This is a genomic window from Rahnella bonaserana, assembly GCF_019049675.1.
GTDB classification, from domain to species: domain Bacteria; phylum Pseudomonadota; class Gammaproteobacteria; order Enterobacterales; family Enterobacteriaceae; genus Rahnella; species Rahnella bonaserana.
This window is the reverse complement of sequence record NZ_JAFMOW010000061.1, coordinates 1-17,096: the sequence shown is the minus strand read 5'-3', so window position 1 is coordinate 17,096 and position 17,096 is coordinate 1. Positions and strand designations below refer to the sequence as shown.

The 17,096-nt window shown below is 53.7% G+C and carries 16 protein-coding genes; 6 read left to right on the top strand and 10 right to left on the bottom strand.

The window, feature by feature from the left end; all coding sequences use genetic code 11:
• Positions 1 to 27 precede the first annotated feature (27 nt).
• Genes J1778_RS10635 through J1778_RS10600 form a run of 8 tightly spaced genes read right to left on the bottom strand, consistent with a single transcriptional unit; the run spans position 28 to position 7,753 of the window.
• Positions 28 to 1,428 carry an FAD-binding oxidoreductase gene (locus tag J1778_RS10635; RefSeq protein ID WP_217173166.1) on the bottom strand — a complete coding sequence of 467 codons (1,401 nt, stop codon included), beginning with the start codon at positions 1,426 to 1,428 and terminating at the stop codon, positions 28 to 30.
• Between the two features lie 26 nt (positions 1,429 to 1,454).
• Positions 1,455 to 2,270, bottom strand: coding sequence for an ABC transporter permease (locus J1778_RS10630; protein WP_217173165.1), 816 nt, complete (start codon positions 2,268 to 2,270; stop codon positions 1,455 to 1,457).
• A gap of 4 nt (positions 2,271 to 2,274) precedes the next feature.
• Complete coding sequence (locus J1778_RS10625; protein ID WP_217173164.1) at positions 2,275 to 3,102, bottom strand: ABC transporter ATP-binding protein; 828 nt, start codon at positions 3,100 to 3,102, stop codon at positions 2,275 to 2,277.
• Complete coding sequence (locus tag J1778_RS10620) at positions 3,099 to 4,082, bottom strand: ABC transporter substrate-binding protein (protein ID WP_217173163.1); 984 nt, start codon at positions 4,080 to 4,082, stop codon at positions 3,099 to 3,101. The genes J1778_RS10625 and J1778_RS10620 overlap by 4 nt, the downstream gene beginning before the upstream one ends.
• A gap of 13 nt (positions 4,083 to 4,095) precedes the next feature.
• Positions 4,096 to 4,983: a creatininase family protein gene (locus J1778_RS10615; protein WP_217173162.1), complete on the bottom strand. Its 888-nt coding sequence runs from the start codon at positions 4,981 to 4,983 to the stop codon at positions 4,096 to 4,098.
• A 28-nt stretch (positions 4,984 to 5,011) separates the two neighbouring features.
• Entirely contained in the window at positions 5,012 to 5,473 is a 462-nt protein-coding gene (locus J1778_RS10610; protein ID WP_217173161.1) for a RidA family protein, read from the bottom strand.
• The gene (locus J1778_RS10605) at positions 5,463 to 6,758 is read right to left on the bottom strand and encodes an amidohydrolase family protein (RefSeq protein WP_217173160.1); all 1,296 of its coding nucleotides are present in this window, start codon (positions 6,756 to 6,758) and stop codon (positions 5,463 to 5,465) included. The genes J1778_RS10610 and J1778_RS10605 overlap by 11 nt, the downstream gene beginning before the upstream one ends.
• Positions 6,759 to 6,778: 20 nt before the next feature.
• A complete protein-coding gene (locus tag J1778_RS10600; protein ID WP_217173258.1) occupies positions 6,779 to 7,753 on the bottom strand; it encodes a PDR/VanB family oxidoreductase in 975 nt (324 codons plus the stop codon).
• Positions 7,754 to 7,967: 214 nt separating this feature from the next.
• On the opposite strand from J1778_RS10600, the gene J1778_RS10595 reads away from it, so the two are divergent.
• The 5 genes from J1778_RS10595 to J1778_RS10575 all read left to right on the top strand — a co-directional run bounded on the left by J1778_RS10595 (position 7,968) and on the right by J1778_RS10575 (position 13,321).
• Positions 7,968 to 8,891, top strand: a complete 924-nt coding sequence (locus J1778_RS10595) for a LysR family transcriptional regulator (RefSeq protein ID WP_217173159.1) — start codon at positions 7,968 to 7,970, stop codon at positions 8,889 to 8,891.
• Positions 8,892 to 9,221: 330 nt separating this feature from the next.
• Positions 9,222 to 10,142 (top strand): ABC transporter substrate-binding protein, encoded by a 921-nt coding sequence (locus J1778_RS10590; RefSeq protein WP_420804077.1) that lies wholly within the window; start codon positions 9,222 to 9,224, stop codon positions 10,140 to 10,142.
• Between the two features lie 11 nt (positions 10,143 to 10,153).
• On the top strand, positions 10,154 to 11,581 hold the full coding sequence (locus tag J1778_RS10585; protein ID WP_217173157.1) for an amidohydrolase family protein: 1,428 nt from the start codon (positions 10,154 to 10,156) through the stop codon (positions 11,579 to 11,581).
• Between the two features lie 27 nt (positions 11,582 to 11,608).
• Positions 11,609 to 12,613: an isopenicillin N synthase family dioxygenase gene (locus J1778_RS10580; protein WP_217173156.1), complete on the top strand. Its 1,005-nt coding sequence runs from the start codon at positions 11,609 to 11,611 to the stop codon at positions 12,611 to 12,613.
• 168 nt (positions 12,614 to 12,781) lie between these two features.
• Entirely contained in the window at positions 12,782 to 13,321 is a 540-nt protein-coding gene (locus J1778_RS10575; RefSeq protein WP_217173155.1) for a DUF2058 domain-containing protein, read from the top strand.
• A 73-nt stretch (positions 13,322 to 13,394) separates the two neighbouring features.
• Here J1778_RS10575 and J1778_RS10570 read toward each other — a convergent pair whose 3' ends face one another.
• Positions 13,395 to 14,948 carry a bifunctional metallophosphatase/5'-nucleotidase gene (locus J1778_RS10570; protein ID WP_217173154.1) on the bottom strand — a complete coding sequence of 518 codons (1,554 nt, stop codon included), beginning with the start codon at positions 14,946 to 14,948 and terminating at the stop codon, positions 13,395 to 13,397.
• 132 nt (positions 14,949 to 15,080) lie between these two features.
• On the opposite strand from J1778_RS10570, the gene J1778_RS10565 reads away from it, so the two are divergent.
• Positions 15,081 to 16,235, top strand: coding sequence for a cytoplasmic protein (locus J1778_RS10565; protein WP_217173257.1), 1,155 nt, complete (start codon positions 15,081 to 15,083; stop codon positions 16,233 to 16,235).
• 375 nt (positions 16,236 to 16,610) lie between these two features.
• Here the strand turns inward: J1778_RS10565 and J1778_RS10560 are convergent.
• Positions 16,611 to 17,096, bottom strand: a 486-nt coding sequence (locus J1778_RS10560; RefSeq protein ID WP_217173153.1) for an integrase core domain-containing protein, incomplete at its 5' end; no start/stop codon positions are given.

Below are 17,096 nucleotides of genomic sequence, written 5' to 3'. Positions count from 1 at the left end.
AATATTGTTAAACGGGCTTTTTTTCATTCATTCAGTCAATAAAAGAGGATTGTTATCTAATGTCATGGTGTCGCGGACATCCCAGCCACGCAGCTTGCCGGGGTTGAGTAATCCATTGGGATCAAGGCAGTTTTTAACCGAAACGACGTCAGGTTTAATTTCGCCCTGTTTGCCATCTTCAATTTGATAAACATGCGGGTTATTTATTTTTACGTCATTATCACGGAAGATTGTCATTATTTCGTTCAATCTTTCTTCGGTGGAATAACGTACTAATTGTAAACCACTGGCGGTTATATTTCCGTCATTATCGCGCAGGAACTCAATATGCGAAATAACTTCATCGCCAAATAAATTCGCCATGTCGATAATCTGCTGGCGATAATTCGAATAATTAAACGCCGTCTGTAAATAGGTCAGGGTGCTGTCAATTTTCAGCGCATGAAGTGTGGTGTGGTTCCAGCAATATTCCATCAGCGACGCATTGGCTTCGCGTGCTTCAGCGGCGGACTGGCGCACGGCGCTGTGGCCGCGGTACTTTTCCAGCAGATGGGCACAAAACCCTTCGCTCTCCTGCGCAATCACGCTGATCACTGCGTGCTGGCTGGCCCGATAATGTCCGTTCAGATGGCTGAAATATGACGGAATTGGCGCGGCGAAAAGCGCCAGCTGGCGTTTGACCAGCCCCGGTGAGCGGGCAAAGGCGTTGGCGTAATCCAGTGCATCGGTAAAATCATCGAACACGTCCAGCCGTTCGATCCACTGATGAACCGGTGCCAGCGCCAGTTCCACCTCAAGCACAATGCCGTTGCTGCCGTAAGCGTGATGCAGCAGCAGCGCCTGCGGGGCTGGAACGTGCAGAATGCGCGGTTCGGCTTCCATGGTCATGACTTTAACGCTGAGCACGTTGCCCGGCGCGCCGAGCGGGCCGTAGTTGATTGAGCCGATACAGCCGAAACCGCCGCCATACAACCCGCCCAGACTGGCGAGCCGGTAAGTGGAAGGCATACAGCGCAGCTCCCAGCCTGCCGGACGAGTCAGGGTTTCAATCTCCGCCAGCCGGATCCCCGCCTGGGCACGCACCACGCCGTCAGCCATTTCGCAGACCTGATTAAAGCCGGTCATATCCACCAGAATGCCACCTTCCAGCGGCACCAGCTGGCCGTAGTTGCCGGTCGCGCCACCGCGCAAAATCAGCGGTAACCGGTGCCGGACGCAGGCTTTCACCAGCAAAATCAGCTCTTCTTCGCTGCGCGGTCTGACCACGGCATCGGCCTGTTTATCTTCCAGCTGCTGTTTGAGCACCGGACTGAACCAGTGAAAATCGCGCGAAAGGCGTTTGACCTTGTTCGCCTGCAAAGTCCAGTCGAGATCGGGAAGCGCCTGCTGTATCAGGGCGAGCGCGTGTTGACGTTGTTCACTGTGCATATTCTTTCTGCCTGAATTGAATGAAGTTAATGAGACTGCACGGCTTCACTTTCATGCCACGCGCTCAGGACGCGTTTTGAAATCCACGACATCACGCCAAACAGGGCGATACCGGTGAGTGAAATGAGCAGCAGCGCGGCAAACATCAGCGGAATATCCAGCTGATATCCTGCCTGCAAAATCTGGTAGGCCAGACCGGTATTGTTGCCGCCGGTACCCGCAACAAATTCAGCGACGACTGCACCGATCAGTGACAGGCCGCTGGAAATGCGCAGCGCGCCGAAAAAATACGGCAGGGCAGAAGGTATGCGTAAACGGATGAGAATTTGCAGGCGGCTGGCGTGGTTCAGCTGGAAATAACTCAGCAGGCCCGGTGACACGCTGCGCAGCCCCTGCGTGGTATTGGAAATAATCGGGAACACTGCCATCAGTGTCGAACACACCACCAGCGACAGCGTAGTGTCCTTCACCCAAATAATGATCAGCGGCGCGATGGCCACAATCGGTGTCACTTGCAAAAACACGATGTACGGGAACAACGCCGTTTCAACAAAGCGGTTTTGCACCAGCACGAAAGCCACTACCGAACCGATGACGATCGACAGTAAAAACGAGATCAGGGTGATTTTCAGCGTAAACAGCAGCGACATCATCAGCGAACCCAGATTGGTCCACAGGCTTTGCAGCATTACCACCGGTGACGGCACCAGAAACTGAGGGATTTTGAAATAGCTCACCCAGCCCTGCCACAGCAAAATCACCACCACGGCGACCACTGCCGGGTACAGCACTTTGCGAAACGTGGGGTTGTTGATCCACGGAGAAGCTTTTTGAGTTTGCATACCGTTACTCCATACCCGATTGACTGGCTTGCAGCAGGCTGTCCTGCAACTGTTTCGCATAGCGTGAAAACGCCGGACTGACGCGGAAATCTTCATTGCGCGGGAAGGGTTCGGTAATGGCGATATCTTGCACCACGCGCCCCGGACGGGCGGCCATCATGATCACCCGCTGCGACAGAAATACCGCTTCGTGGATCGAATGCGTGACGAACACCACCGTCAGCCCCTGTTCACGCCACAGGCGCAGCAGATCGCTGTCAAGCTTGTTGCGGGTAATTTCATCCAGCGCGCCGAAGGGTTCATCCATCAGCAGCAGTTTCGGACGCGTCACCAGCCCGCGGGCAATCGACACCCGCATCTGCATGCCGCCCGACAATTCACGTGGCAGGACGCTGGCAAATTTACCCAGACCTACCAGTTCCAGCGCCTCACTGACGCGGGTGTTGGCTTCGGCGCGTGGAACACCGGCGAGATCCAGCGGTAAACGCACGTTATTTTGCACATTGCTCCACGGCATCAGCGTGGCTTCCTGAAACACGAACGACAGCGGCACCTGCGCTTTTTCACGGCTGTCGCGCCGCCACAGCACCAGCTTGCCGTCGCTGGGCTCGACCAGACCTGCGACCATTTTCAGCAGTGTACTTTTGCCACATCCCGACGGGCCGAGCAGCGTCACGAATTCGCCCTGATTGATGGTCAGATTGACCGGTAAAAGAGCGCGCGTGCCGTTGCTGTAAATTTTCTCCGCCGACAGCACTTCGATAGCCGGTACCGGCGGAGGATTGGCGGAGCGGACATCGCTCATCACGGTCAGTTTTGGGGCTGAATTCATGGCATTACCTTCGCGTCTTTGATCATGTCGAGGGTATAAGTCTGCGCAAACGGCACTTTATCCGCGTCGATCAGTTTGTTTTTTACCAGCATGTCCCAGGTCTTTTTCAGACGTGGTTCAGTAATGATGCCGATACCGCCGGTTTGCGCGTCGCCACCTGTCACCAGCTCATACTTCTTCATCTGCGCAATGCCGAAGGCAATCTGGTCGGCACCCATACGCGGGTTGGCCTGGGTAATAAGCTGGTTACCCGCAGTCGGATCCTGCAAGTATTCCTTCCAGCCCTGCATCGAGGCTTTCACGAAAGCAGCCACCGCGGCCGGACGTTTTTTAACGGTATCCGCCATGCAGATAATCGAGTTACCGTAAGGCGGATAACCCCAGTCACTGAGCATGTAGACGTAGAATGGCTTGCCGCCTTTTTCAACTGAGAAAGGCTCGGAGGTAACATAACCCTGTTGCACCAGATTATTGTCCGCCAGGAATGGCTGCACGCTGAAGGTGTAAGGGCGGATTTTGGCGCTCCCCAGCCCCAGTTCACTCTTCGCCCACGGCCAGAAAGAGGTATAAGCCTCAGTCGCCAGCAGGAAGGTTTTGTCTTTCAGTTCCTGGCCTTTTTCCACTTTGTCATGGCTGATAAACACCGTCGGCGAATGCTGGAACACTGTCGCCACAGTCACCGCATGCACGCCCGCCTGCCAGGTTTCCAGCGCCTGACCGTTGTCGCCGAGTGTACAGTCAGCCTGTCCGGCGGCCATCAGTTGCATCACGTTGACCTGCGGGCCGCCCATTTTGATGCTGACATCCAGACCGGCGGTTTTGTACAACCCTTTGGCCTGCGCTTCGTAAAAACCGCCGTGCTCCGCCTGCGCGTACCAGTTTGTCAGGAAGGTAAATTTCTCTTCCGCCATGCTGGTAGCAGAAACCCCGGCCAGCAGCAGGGCCAGCAGGCTGTAAGTGAAGGGACGCTGTGTTTTCATCGGGAGAATTCCTTTATTCAGAGGCCAGAGAAGACGAAGAAGGAGAAGGTGTGAAGCTGGTTTGCACAAAGCCGTTCCAGTGGTGTTTTCCCCAGGTTGGCTCGCTGCGGGCTTTCCATTGCATGTGATGGATTTCGGTGATCGCCTGCGCCCAGCTTGCCGCCAGCGAATCGAGGATCGCGTGGCCCTGTTCGGCGGTCGCCCCGGTCGGGTCGCCGATCACGCCACTTGGGCCAAAATCATAGGAAGCCCAGGCAGCAGCAGGGCGGCCTGATGACAGCGTCGGGCATGGGAACTCAGGGGGATAATTGGCGACCGCGTGTTCGATGTGCACACATTCCGGTGCCAGCGCCAGCATCACCGCGGTTTCGCTGTGACCGGCATGCATCGCCATTTTTTGCTCCAGCGGACTCAGGAACTGGTTTTCAACATTCGGCACGCGGAACACGTCGTGCGGGATCATGATCATGTCGCCGTGACGCAGGCGCATTTCCCGCGAGGCCATTTGCAGCACCTGCGGTTGTCCGCCATGACCGTTAATCATCAGCAGCTTACGGAAGCCGGCGCGGTACAGCGATTCGGCAATTTCTAAAACCGTCTGCAACAGCGTGTCGCCGGTTAAGGTCAGCGTACCGGGGAAATTCAGATGTTCGTCAGATTTGCCGTAGGTGATCGGAGGAATGGCGTAAGCCGGAATATCTTCCGCCAGCCGCGCCAGCGCGTGACCCGCCACACCGGAGGAAATCACGCTGTCCACCGAGCACGGCAGATGCGGCCCGTGCTGTTCGATCGCGCCGGTCGGCAGCACGATCACGGTATTGGCTTTGTCGGGCAGGGCAGCGATGGCTGTCCAGCTCAGAAAAGGGAGAAAACGCGATGCAGGAATATAACCGTTAATCATGCTGTGCCTCGTGTCTGACATTATTGGGTTAGCGGGACTGGGGTAACCAGGCGGTGGCTTCGACTTCAATCAGCACCCCGGCATCTGGCAGCATTTCACTGACCTGCACCACGGTGGAAACCGGCGGCTGTCCGGGGTAAAAGAGTTTTCTGACCCGGCTGTAATACGGGAAGTGATCGAGATTGCGAAAATACTGCACCAGCTTGATCACGTCGCTCATTTGCCCGCCCGCGTCTTCGATGGTGTGACGGATACTTTCCAGCACATACCAGCTCTGGGCGAGGATCGGCCCCTGTTTGGCATCGGTAGAGAATTCGCCGGTTTCGCCCAGCAGCAGGCGCGCTTCGGCGGGGATATCCTGAAAACCGCGTACGATGGTCGCGCTCTGCGGATTGACGGGAATGATGCCGGAGAGAAAAATGAAATCCCCGGCGCGGCGCCACGCGGCATATCTGGCGAGCGGTTTACCCGCTCCCGCTTCAAGACTCATGGGATAACTCCTGATTCCAGGTGCGTTGGTGGGTCAGCCTGCCGTGGCGGATAACCAGGCGGGCTGCGCTGTGTAAAGGCCAGGTCAGGCTGTCGCTGCCCGGAAAGAGAACCAGACTCGCATCGCTGCCGGGTGTCAGCGGCAGGTCGTTCTGAGGCTCACCCGTCAGTGCGCCGGCATCGCAAATAAGCCGTGACTGCTGATCAAAAACGTCATCCAGCTGAAGCGCAAACAGGGCGCAGCTCAGCGTATCCAGCGGGTCGTAACTGCCCGCCGGACAAAAGGCGTCCTGTACGTTATCGCAGCCGAGCAGCAGCGGAACGCCCGCCGCCTGCGCTTCTTTTAACAGGGTGATGCCACGCTGGCGCGGCGTGCGGCCGGTGACCGCATCCTGTAACAGCAGGTTGGTCATCGGCAGCGCAATCAGAGTGACGCGCTGTGCCGCCAGCAAACTGAGAATCTCCTGGGCCTGATGTTCACTGCCCGAAGCCAGCGCACAGCCGTGGCTGCAACAGATGTGGCCGCTGAATTTGTTTTCAGATAACGCATTATCTGCAAGATAACGCGCCAGCCAGCTCAGGCCGTGTGCCACCGGCGAAAGCTCCTCGTCGATATGCAAATCCAGATTGAGTTTCCAGCGCGAGGCGCTTTGCATCAGATTGCGCATCGCCGCCGGATCCCAGTTTGATGAGTGAATAAATCCGCCCAGCAGACAATGCTTTCCGCTTTCTGCGACCGCGCGCGCGATGCGGTCAGCCGCACCGGCATCTGCGAACAGGCTCAGCGGTGCCAGTGCCACCCGTTCCAGCGTGACGCCCGCTTGCGCGATGTCGGCCAGCTCCAGCCAGGCCAGCGGCGGAACCACGTCAAACCAGTCAATGTGGGTACGCAAACGGACCACCCCATTCGCGGCTGCCCACGCCAGTGCCTTACGGGCACGCTGACGCAGATCACCCGCTGTCCAGTGCTGGCGATCCTGATGCATTGTTTCGATCGCGACCAGCAGACCGGGTTTCGACGGGCGGCTGCGGGCAATGGTGAAGGTTTTATCGAGATGTGCGTGAGGCTCAATCAGGCCGGGCAGCGCCAGTGTGCCCCGGGCGTTCCACAAATCATTTTGATCTGGCTGATAAGGCGTCACGCTGGCAATTTTGCCCGCCTCAAAACGCAGATCTGCCGTGACCGGTTCGCCTGCCTGCAAAGGCCATCCGGCGCTGAGCAGCCACGCGGGCAGACGAACGTTGGTAATGCCGTTCAGCGGTGTTGCGGTATCGGGTATGTTCATCTTATGGCTCCGCGTGGGCATTACAGGTCGAGGACCAGAACGGGACTTTTGGATCGCGAACAGCACAGCGTTATCTGCGTGTTCTCCGCTTTCTCTTCTTCGGTCAGCACGCAGTCGCGGTGATCGGGAATACCGTCGATGACATCCGTAATACAGGAACCGCAAATACCCTGTTCGCACGACAGCATAATATCGACTCTGGCGCTTAATAAGACTTCGGCAATGCTCTGTTTCGGGCCGACTAAATAACGTTGCCCGGTGGAATTAAGCTGGATATGAAATGCCTGACTCTCTTCATCCTTATCCTGATTCACATTACTGAACCGCTCGAAAGATAATTGATTTTCCTGCCAGTGATGGGTCTGCATAATCTCTGCAAGACGCTGAATAAATCCGTCCGGGCCACAGGCCAGCACCCGCGTATTCTCATCCGGCTGGCATAAACTCAGGGGCGTTGCGTGGCGCAGGGAATCGTTTGCGCTGCTGTTATGCAAAAAGACGTGTTTTGCTAAGGCAGGCGCGGTTAAACGCGGCGCAAACGCTATGTGTTCGCTGTCTGAAACAAAGTAATGCAGTTCAAATTCAATCTGTTGCTTTGCAATGTGTTCTGCCATTGCCAGCAGCGGCGTGATGCCGATACCGCCGGCAAATAAGAGGTATTTACCGGCGTCGGGCAAAGGGAAATGATTACGCGGTGCCGAAATCGTCAGGCTTTCACCGGGGCGAAAATGATGATGAATAAAGTGCGAACCGCCGGTGGAGTTTTCTGCCAGTTTTACGCAGATTTCGTAATATTCCCGGTTACCGTTTTCACCGCAAAGAGAATATTGCCGCGGCCCGGCTTGCGGAATAAAAACGTCAATGTGCGCGCCGGGAAAATAAGGCGGTAACAGACTGTTGTCCTGCGCAATAAGTTGCAGGGAAATATTCCCCGCACCGTTTATTTCCACAGTTTTAATGGTGACAGGAAGTAATCCGGCATCTTTCATCGTTATTTACCGTATTTTCTCTGGTGAATCATTCATAAAAAGGGGAGTCGATCCGTTCACCGCATAACCCGCTGTCTTAACGCGCATTACTGCGCAGAGCGGGGCAGATTAGCGGTGAAACGATTGTTCCCGTTGCATTGAAAGCTACGTTATTGTTATAAAACTGTTGCGTCCAGCGCTTTGATTCGCACATCCCGTTGCATAAAAGAGAGCACTCCTTATGTTCGCATTCTCCCGATTTCTGCTGTACTTCACCGAGGTTGCCCGTCAGGGATCGTTTCGTAAGGCGTCCGAAACCTTGCATGTGGCCGCATCGTCAATTGACCGGCAGATATTGCGGGTTGAAAAAGAACTGGCGATGCCGCTGTTTGAACGTCATCCCACAGGTTTACGACTGACCGCAGCGGGTGAGCTGTTGCTGCATGCTGCCAACAACTGGAAAAAGGATTTCTCGCGCGTCTGCGAACAGCTTGACGATCTGCGCGGGTTGCGGCGCGGGCACGTGCGGATTGCCACCATTGATGCCATCAACCGGCAATTTTTCTCGTCGATGCTCAAAAAAGTGCACGTCGATTATCCGAATATTTCGTTCACGCTGACCACCATGAACAACGTGGATATCCAGCAGGCGCTGATGTCCGGCGATGCTGACTTCGGACTGATGCTGAATCCGCAAAGCTCCCGTGAGTTACAGGTGCGCGCTTTCGCCGAAATCGAGCTGGGCATTGTGGTGCCGAAAGGGCATCCGCTCGGCGGCAGAAGCGGCGTGCGTTTCAATCAGTGCATGGAATATCCGTTTATCCTGCCCGCCGCGCCGCTGATGCTGGCCGAACCGGTGCAGGCGCTGATGAATATCAACGGTGACAGGGTTCGCGAAGTCGCGGTATCCAATAACATCCACATGATCCGTTCGCTGATTAAAGAGAAAATGGGCATCGGCATTCTGTGCTGGCTCGATATTATGGATGAAGTGAAAAGCGACGAGTTGCAGTTTATTCCGCTGACCGATCCGCAATTAAAAACCTTCACGCTGTCCCTGTGTGTCGCCCCTTCACGCCAGCTTTCCCTTGCCGCTTCGATGATGCTCAAACAACTGGAGATGTTATTCAGCCAGATCCAAACGGCGGGGCGTGAGCGGCACTGATTGCACGCTTTTGGTGCCTGACGCTCTGTGATGAATCAAAGGTTGCAGAGCGTGAGACTGATTTATCCCGGCAAAGCGCGGGGAAAGCGGATCTGCGAAGTTGGCATCGTTTTTGTATAGTTAAAAGTGAGTAGAAGCGGTCAGTGCAGGCAACTGCGCGGGACATTGCTCAGCAACCATTTCGCGGTTCATTTTGAGCCGGTCAGGGGGGCTGAGCCGCGTTTGCTTATCCTCCCTCCGGCGATGATTAGGAGAGGAGCAATGAAGTCAATTTCCCGCATTCCCCTGTCTTGCTGCGTGCTGAGCACGCTGATCACTGGCGCTTTCTCAATGTCAGCGCAGGCCGATGAGAAAATCGCGCTGCTGACTTCCTGGTACGCGCAGGCTGAACAGGGCGGCTATTATCAGGCGCTGGCAACGGGTATTTACAAACGTTACGGGCTGGATGTCAGCATTCAGTCCGGCGGCCCGCAGATCAACGGCATGCAGTTGCTGTTATCAAAACGCGCTGACGTGATCATCGGTTATGACCTCCAGTTGCTCGAATCGGTGCAGCGCGGGTTTCAGGCCAAAGCCATCGCGGCGCCTTTCCAGTTCGACCCGCAGGGTTTACTGACCCACGCTTCTGTGACGTCGCTCGACGGCCTTAAAAACAACACCATTCTGGTTTCCAGCTCCGGGCAATCGACCTGGTGGCCGTGGCTTAAAGCACGCTACCAACTCAGCGATACGCAGGTTCGCCCGTATACCTTTAACATCCAGCCGTTTGTCGCCGACGACAACGTGGCCCAGCAGGCGTATGTCAGCTCGGAAGTTTTTCAGGCGCAAAAGGCGGGAGTGAAATCCAACTTCTTCCTCTTCTCGGAACACGGCTATCCGCCTTATGGCGGAATTCTGATCACCCGTCCTGACCTTATCAGCAGCCGGAAAGACGCGATGGCGAAATTTGTAAAGGCATCGATGGAAGGCTGGGTGAGTTATCTGCAAAACCCGGCGGCAGGCAATGCGCTGATCAAAAAGGATAATCCGAAAATGACCGATGACCTTCTGGCCTGGGGGGTTCAGCAGATCAGGGAACATCACCTGATTGACGGCGGCGATGCAGCGACGCAGGGCTGGGGCACCATGACCGAAGCCCGCTGGCAGAAAACCCGTGATTTCATGGTCAACGCCAAACTGCTGAACGCGGATACCGACTGGAAACAGGCATATACCACCGAATTTGTTGAGCACATGCAGGTTAAACCCTGAGGAGCGTTGCGATGTCATCTGACTCTTTACTGATTAAAAATGCACACGCAATTTTGACCGGTCTGCCGGGAGACGCCGCGCGTCACACCGGGCCGGATATTCGTGTGTGTCATGGCGTGATTGAGGCGATGGGCACCCTGACGGCATTGCCGGGTGAGCGGCTGGTGGATGCCCGCGACTGCGTGGTGTATCCGGCGTGGGTCAATACTCACCATCATCTGTTTCAGTCATTGCTGAAAGGCGAACCTCAGGGGCTGAACAAAAGCCTGACCGCGTGGTTAAGCGCGACGCCTTATCGCTTTCGCGCCACATTCGATGAATCCACATTTCGCCTCGCGGTGCGTATCGGCCTGACTGAGTTGCTGCGTTCCGGCTGCGCGACGGTGGCGGATCACAACTATCTCTACTGGCCGGATATGCCGTTTGATACCTCGGAAATTCTCTTCAGCGAAGGGGAAGCGCTGGGCATGCGCATTGTGCTGTGCCGGGGAGGTGCCACGCAGGGGCGGGCAATTGAGAAAGAGTTACCGCAGGCGCTGCGACCGGAAGGTTTCGCTGATTACATGGCGGACATGGAGCGGCTGGTGGGGCGTTATCACGATCCGAAACCGACATCGCTGCGCCGCGTGGTCATGGCGCCGACCACCTTGCTGCATTCTGCTCCTGGTGCGCAGTTGCGCGAAATGGCGAAACTGGCGCGCAGTTTAGGGATCCGGCTGCACAGCCACCTGTCGGAAACGGTGGATTATCTCGATGCGGCGCGCGCCAAATTCGACATGACGCCGGTGCAGTTTTGCGCCGAACACGACTGGCTGGGGGACGACGTCTGGTTTGCGCATCTGGTTAAGTTGTTGCCGCAGGAGATCGCCATGCTGGGACAAACCCGCACCGGCATCGCGCATTGCCCGCAAAGTAACGGGCGGCTGGGCAGCGGCATCGCCGACCTGCTGGCGCTGGAACAGGCGGGCGTGCCGGTTTCGCTTGGCGTGGACGGCGCGGCATCCAACGAAGCCGCTGATATGCAAAGTGAAGCGCATGCTGCATGGCTGTTGCAGCGCGCCAGAAAAGGCATGCTGGCGAAACCGCGCTATGACGGCGGCACCTTTGAGGGCGGCGGCGATGCGGCATCTATCGAAGACGTGGTGCGCTGGGGCAGCGGGGGCGGGGCGCAGATCCTCGGACTGCAACAGAGCGGCACCGTTCAGGCCGGCATGCTGGCAGATATCGCCATTTACCGGCTGGACGACCCGCGTTATTTCGGCCTGCACGACATGGCAATCGGCCCCGTGGCCTGCGGTGGTCGTGCCTCACTGAAGGCGCTGATGATCAATGGCCGCATCATTGTTGAAAACGACGTCATCCCCGGACTTGATCTCGATGCCATGCGCCATGACGCGATGTCTGCCGTCCGTACCCTGCAACAGCGCGCTGCGCGCTAACCTTATTGATTAAGAAGGATAAGAATAATGACGCAATCACCTCAAACACAGTCTGCTCAAACCGCAGGTTATGTATTACAGGAACTGGAAAAAGAAGCAGGAATGGGCGCGATGGGCGAAGAGACGTTTGCCCGTGAAGTCCGTTGCATAGACTTGTCAGATTTCGAAAACCGTAAAAGTGAGATCGCGGACGAACTCTGGCGTGCAGCCGTTGAAATCGGCTTCTTTCAGGTGAGCAATCACGGTATCGCGCTGAGCGATATCCGTCAGGCATTCAGCATGACGGAAGATTTTTTCTCGCTGCCCGACGAGGTAAAAGCGCAGTATCCGCTGGCGCGTAACGCCGGCTGGGAGAATAAATCGCAGGTGCGTCCGTCAACCCGAACGCCGGATCAGAAAGAGTCCTATCAGATCACCCGCCCGCTGATGGCATCGCTGTGGCCGCAAGAAGAGGAGCTGCCGGCGTTTAAAGACACTATGCTGAGTTTTGAATCGCAATGCTGGCAACTGGGCATGAAATTGCTTTCCTGTTTTGCGCTCAGGCTGGGTTTCCCTGAACACTTTTTCGAGCAGGCGCATAACCCGGATCAGCAAACCTACCAGAGCACGCTGCGTATGCTGCACTACTATGCCACCGAGCAGTCGGAGCAGGGCATGTGGCGCGCCGGTGCGCATACGGATTTCGACTGCCTGACGCTGCTTTTCCAGCGTCCCGGTCAGGGGGGATTGCAGGTTTGTCCGGGCAAAGACCACGAAAGCCAGCAATGGACCAGCATCGAGCCGCGCGAAGAGGTGATCACCTGCAACATCGGCGACATGCTGATGCGCTGGAGCGATGACCAGTTGCCGTCAAACTTCCATCGTGTCAGAAGCCCGTTGCCCGGTGAATATCAGGGGGCGCGCTACAGCCTGGCGTTTTTCTGTCAGGCCAACAAAGACGTTGAAATTCTGGGGCCGCAGGCGAAGTATCCGGCCATCAGCGCCGAAGACTATCTGCAACAGCGTATTCAGGCCAATTTCGCTAAGGGATAAGGAGATCTGAGAAGCAAAAAGCCCGTCAGGTTTACTCCGGCGGGCTTTTTTAATGGGCATAATTCGACAATAAGGGATCTGACTGACAGCGTTCGCAGCTGCGGCCTGTATAGGCTTAAAAATTACGGTTATAATCCCTGAAATTTTTCAGCGGATTTAGAAACAACGATGTCAAAACTCACCTTACAAGAACAGTTGCTGAAAGCGGGATTAGTCAGCAGCAAAAAGATGGACAAAGTACAGAGAACGGCAAAAAAATCACGCGTTCAGGCACGTGAAGCCCGTGCGGCTGTGGAAGAAAATAAAAAAGCGCAGCTTGAGCGTGATAAGCAGCTGAGTGAAGAACAAAAGCAGGCAGCGCTGTCTAAAGAGTATAAAGCGCAGGTGAAACAGCTGATTGAAATGAATAAAATCGTCATTCCGAAAGGCACTATCGATTTTAACTTCACCGACGATAAACTGATTAAACGTATCGCCGTGGATAAAACCACACAGGCGCAGCTGATCAGCGGGCGTCTCGCGATTGCGCGTCTGCTTTCTGAAAAGAGCGGCGAGAGTGAATACGCCATTATCCCCGCGAGCGTCGCCGATAAAATCGCGCAGCGTGATGCCAGCAGCATTGTATTAAACAGCGCACTGAGTCAGGAAGAGCAGGACGAAGACGATCCGTATGCTGATTTCAAAGTGCCAGATGATTTGATGTGGTAAAACAAAAAGCCCGCCTGAGTTTTCTTAAGCGGGCTTTTTTAATTTAGCTCAGAACCAATTACGGCAAAAACAGTTATTTTTTCACGTCAGCAACGCGCATACCCTTAAGTTGTTCATCGGTGATGGTGTTACCTGCTTTAAAGTAATCAATCACCGCGTTGTAAACGTAATAGCCGCCTTTGGTGTTACGCGCATGTCCCTCGGTAAACGTGGTGAAGCCGTCACCACCATCAGCAAGGAAGTTTTGGGTAGCGATGTGATAAACCGTCGCATCCTTAATCGCCTCACCATTAAGTGTAAACTTCAGGACCCGTTGTCCAGCGGGTTTACTGCTGTCGTATTTCATTTCCAGGCCTTTTGAGACCTGCAACACTCCGTTACTTAAACTTGCGCCATGTTCCATCAGACTGCGTAATTGTTTACCGGTAAGATCCATGGTGACCAGCTCGTTAGGGAACGGGAACGTACTGATAACACCGCCCATCGTAATCGCGCCAGACGGAATTTCGCTGCGGATACCGCCCGAGTTAGTTAAGGCTAACTGTGTGTTTTTACCCGCAGCGGCCAGCAAAGCATCCGCCGCCAGGTTGCCCAGTGACGCTGATTCACCATAGGCACGTGTTAATTCAACCGGCGACTGCGCCACTGTCTGTCCTACCACTTCATCGAGTTTCTTATTCCAGCCGTCGATCACCTGTTTCGTTTGCGGGTCGGGTTTCCACTCATCTGCGTAAATGGTTTTAAGTTCGAAATTCTTCATCGTAAAGCTATGTGGCTTCCTGTAGTCCAGTACCAGTTTCCCCACATCGATACCGCCGCTATCCGTCGAGAGGATGAGCGTATTGCCTGCTTTAATCGGTTCCGGCGTACCGACATGCGCATGTCCGGTAATCAGAATATCCAGACCTTTTACCTGACTTGCGGTTTGAATATCTTTGTCCAGCGCACGACGCACATCGGTACTTCCCAGACTGGACTGCCGGGCAGGTGTGCCTTCATGAACCAGCAATACGGTCAAATCCACTTTGTCTTTAAGTTCATCGATATAATGCTGTAACCATTTAATCTCATCCCGCGCTTCGATACCTACGCGTGTCGCTGCGGAAACGGTATCATTGAAGGCAAATACGCCGTGCAAACCGATAACGCCAATTTTCACGCCCTCTTTTTCAATGATGGTATATGGCTTGTCCCAGAATAATTTATGGCTGTTCTGATAAAATATATTGCCTTGTACAATAGGGAATTTCGCCTGACTAAGTTGTAATAATGTATTATCCCAGCCCTGATCAAATTCATGATTGCCCATTGTGACCGCATCAAACGGCATGGTATTCATTATATCAATGATCGCCTTACCCTTCGTTAAGCTGCTGATATAAGGGCCGGTAAAATAGTCACCTGCATCAAAAAACCAGGTTGATTTATTTTTGGTTTTTTCCTCTTTTACCAGAGTGGTGATATTTGCCCAGCCACCAATATCCCGTTTACCGTCAGCAATCCATGGCACTTTATAAGGTTCCACATGAGCATGGAGATCATTAGTATAAATAATGGTGACATCTTTGGCGCAGGCCCAAAATGGTAACGTCAACAAAATACCCGCAGCAATTAACTTTATCTTCATAATCAATTCCCTTCAGTTATATAAAGATTCGCTACTTTACGTTCTGAAAGGTTTTTTTATGGGGGGCTGCTCACACAATTACGCAAGAGTTATGAGGCAAAATCATCGACCTAATGAAATCGTTGGTGACTAATATTGACTCTGTTTACGATTAATACCTGCAAATCGTTTGGTTGCCGCAATTTAGGGCTGCCAATATCGGCATCTGCAGATTACAGTTGGCCAGACTACAGACTGGGATATCCGGCATTGCACTGCCGGGCATGCGGAAGTTATCCCCCTTTGTTTGATGAACAACAATTTAATGAATGGCTGTCTGCTCACTTAAGTGCATATGCCTCAGAAAACGGTCATTTTTGTCCTGAATGTTATTGCAACAAAACTATTTGCTATGGTCATAACCCGCGGGGAACACAGCGCGTTCAGTGCCGTGTCTGCAAAAAAGTCTGGACACCCAAACAGCAAAACCAAAGAAAAATAGTTCCCCCGGAACGCATTGAAACGGTTCCACTCATTGTGCCGTTCCAGGGGAGGAGTGCAGAACAGAAACTGTATGTTTTGCTCAGTTTCGATGCCGCCAGCGGTAATATTCTTCATATTTCCACAAATTTTACTCAGCATTATATTGGTGAAACTCTGCGGTATCGCTGGCGCGGGAATATTGAGCCTGATTTGCATCATAGTAATATCGTAACTCGCGTTGATATGCGCGAGACGCAATTTCTGCGCCGGAGCCAGTTTGACGAAATTCAGTATGGAAGTGCGGTTCTTAAACGTAACGCCAGAGGTGCGATCTTGCGTCCGGTTATCGCGGCGCACGGGCATTTTCGGGTACTGAGCCTCCTTTTTCCTGACGTAAAGAGACATGTTATTTCACACGAATGTTTTCTTCGTGGAGCAGTCATTACTGTTTGGGCAGATCTGTTTCGTCAGCGGCAAGGTGAGCTTTGGTTTTTAGAAGAAGAAATAAATGACAGTGATATTAATATCCCCTGGAATTTTCAGGGAACAACACAGCATGGCTGGTGGCAAGGTCAATGGCAGCTTTGGGTGCAGAAAAAAAATCGTAAGATGGTTTGCTCATTAACGGGCGGGGTTAGCAATAACGCTGAAACGCTCTCTTTAACGGCCAGCAGGCACTTTATCCAATGGCTATACCAGCAAACGATTTTTACCCACAGCGCGCAATTATCTGCAGGTCGCGTAACGCAAATACTGCATTCCCTGGCGCATGACTATAACGAAAAACGTGTAATAAAAGAAACAGGCTGCGGGAGTCAGAAATAGAATTCACCTCCACTGATTGCGTCAAAGCCATATAGATCCTGGCACCAGACATGAAAAACAAAAAGCCCGCTTAAGTTTCCTTAAGCGGGCTTCTCTAATTTGGCTCCTCTGACTGGGATCGCCTTTGCCAGTAACTGGCTAATAAGCAAGCTAAACCTGAATGTTCATCCTGTCAAGACCACCAAAATGACCACCAATAGTTGCGGATTAAATAAATCAGGTTGAGCAATCCTCGGAATGTGGTGATCGTTACTATGGTTTAACCCTAAACGTTAGCATAACTAACGAGAGCATCGAAGAATCTATCCTAAGAGGGCAAAGAGGTCTAACAGTCTGCACATACCAATGACCTGCCCCCAGGATTAGATACAACCTTCAGTAAGTAATGTCGGTTGGTTTTTCTTCATATTTCCCGTTTCGCCAGCCAGCTGCAAATTCAGCTGGAGTCTGGTTATTCAGCGATGAATGAGGACGGCACTCGTTATAATCTTGTCGCCAGTTATTAATGATTTTCCTGGCGCGAACAATATCGCTGAACCAGTGCTCATTCAGGCATTCATCGCGAAAGCGTCCGTTAAAACTCTCAATAAATCCGTTCTGGGTCGGCTTGCCCGGCTGGATAAGTCGCAGCTCCACGCCATGCTCAAAGGCCCATTGATCCAATGCGCGGCAGGTAAATTCCGGCCCCTGAGCGGTTCTTATCGTCGCCGGATAGCCGCGAAACAGTGCAATGCTGTCCAGAATACGCGTGACCTGCACGCCTGAAATCCCGAAAGCGGCGGTAATCGTCAGGCACTCTTTCGTGAAATCATCCACGCAGGTCAGACACTTGATCCTGCGACCCGTGGCCAGTGCGTCCAT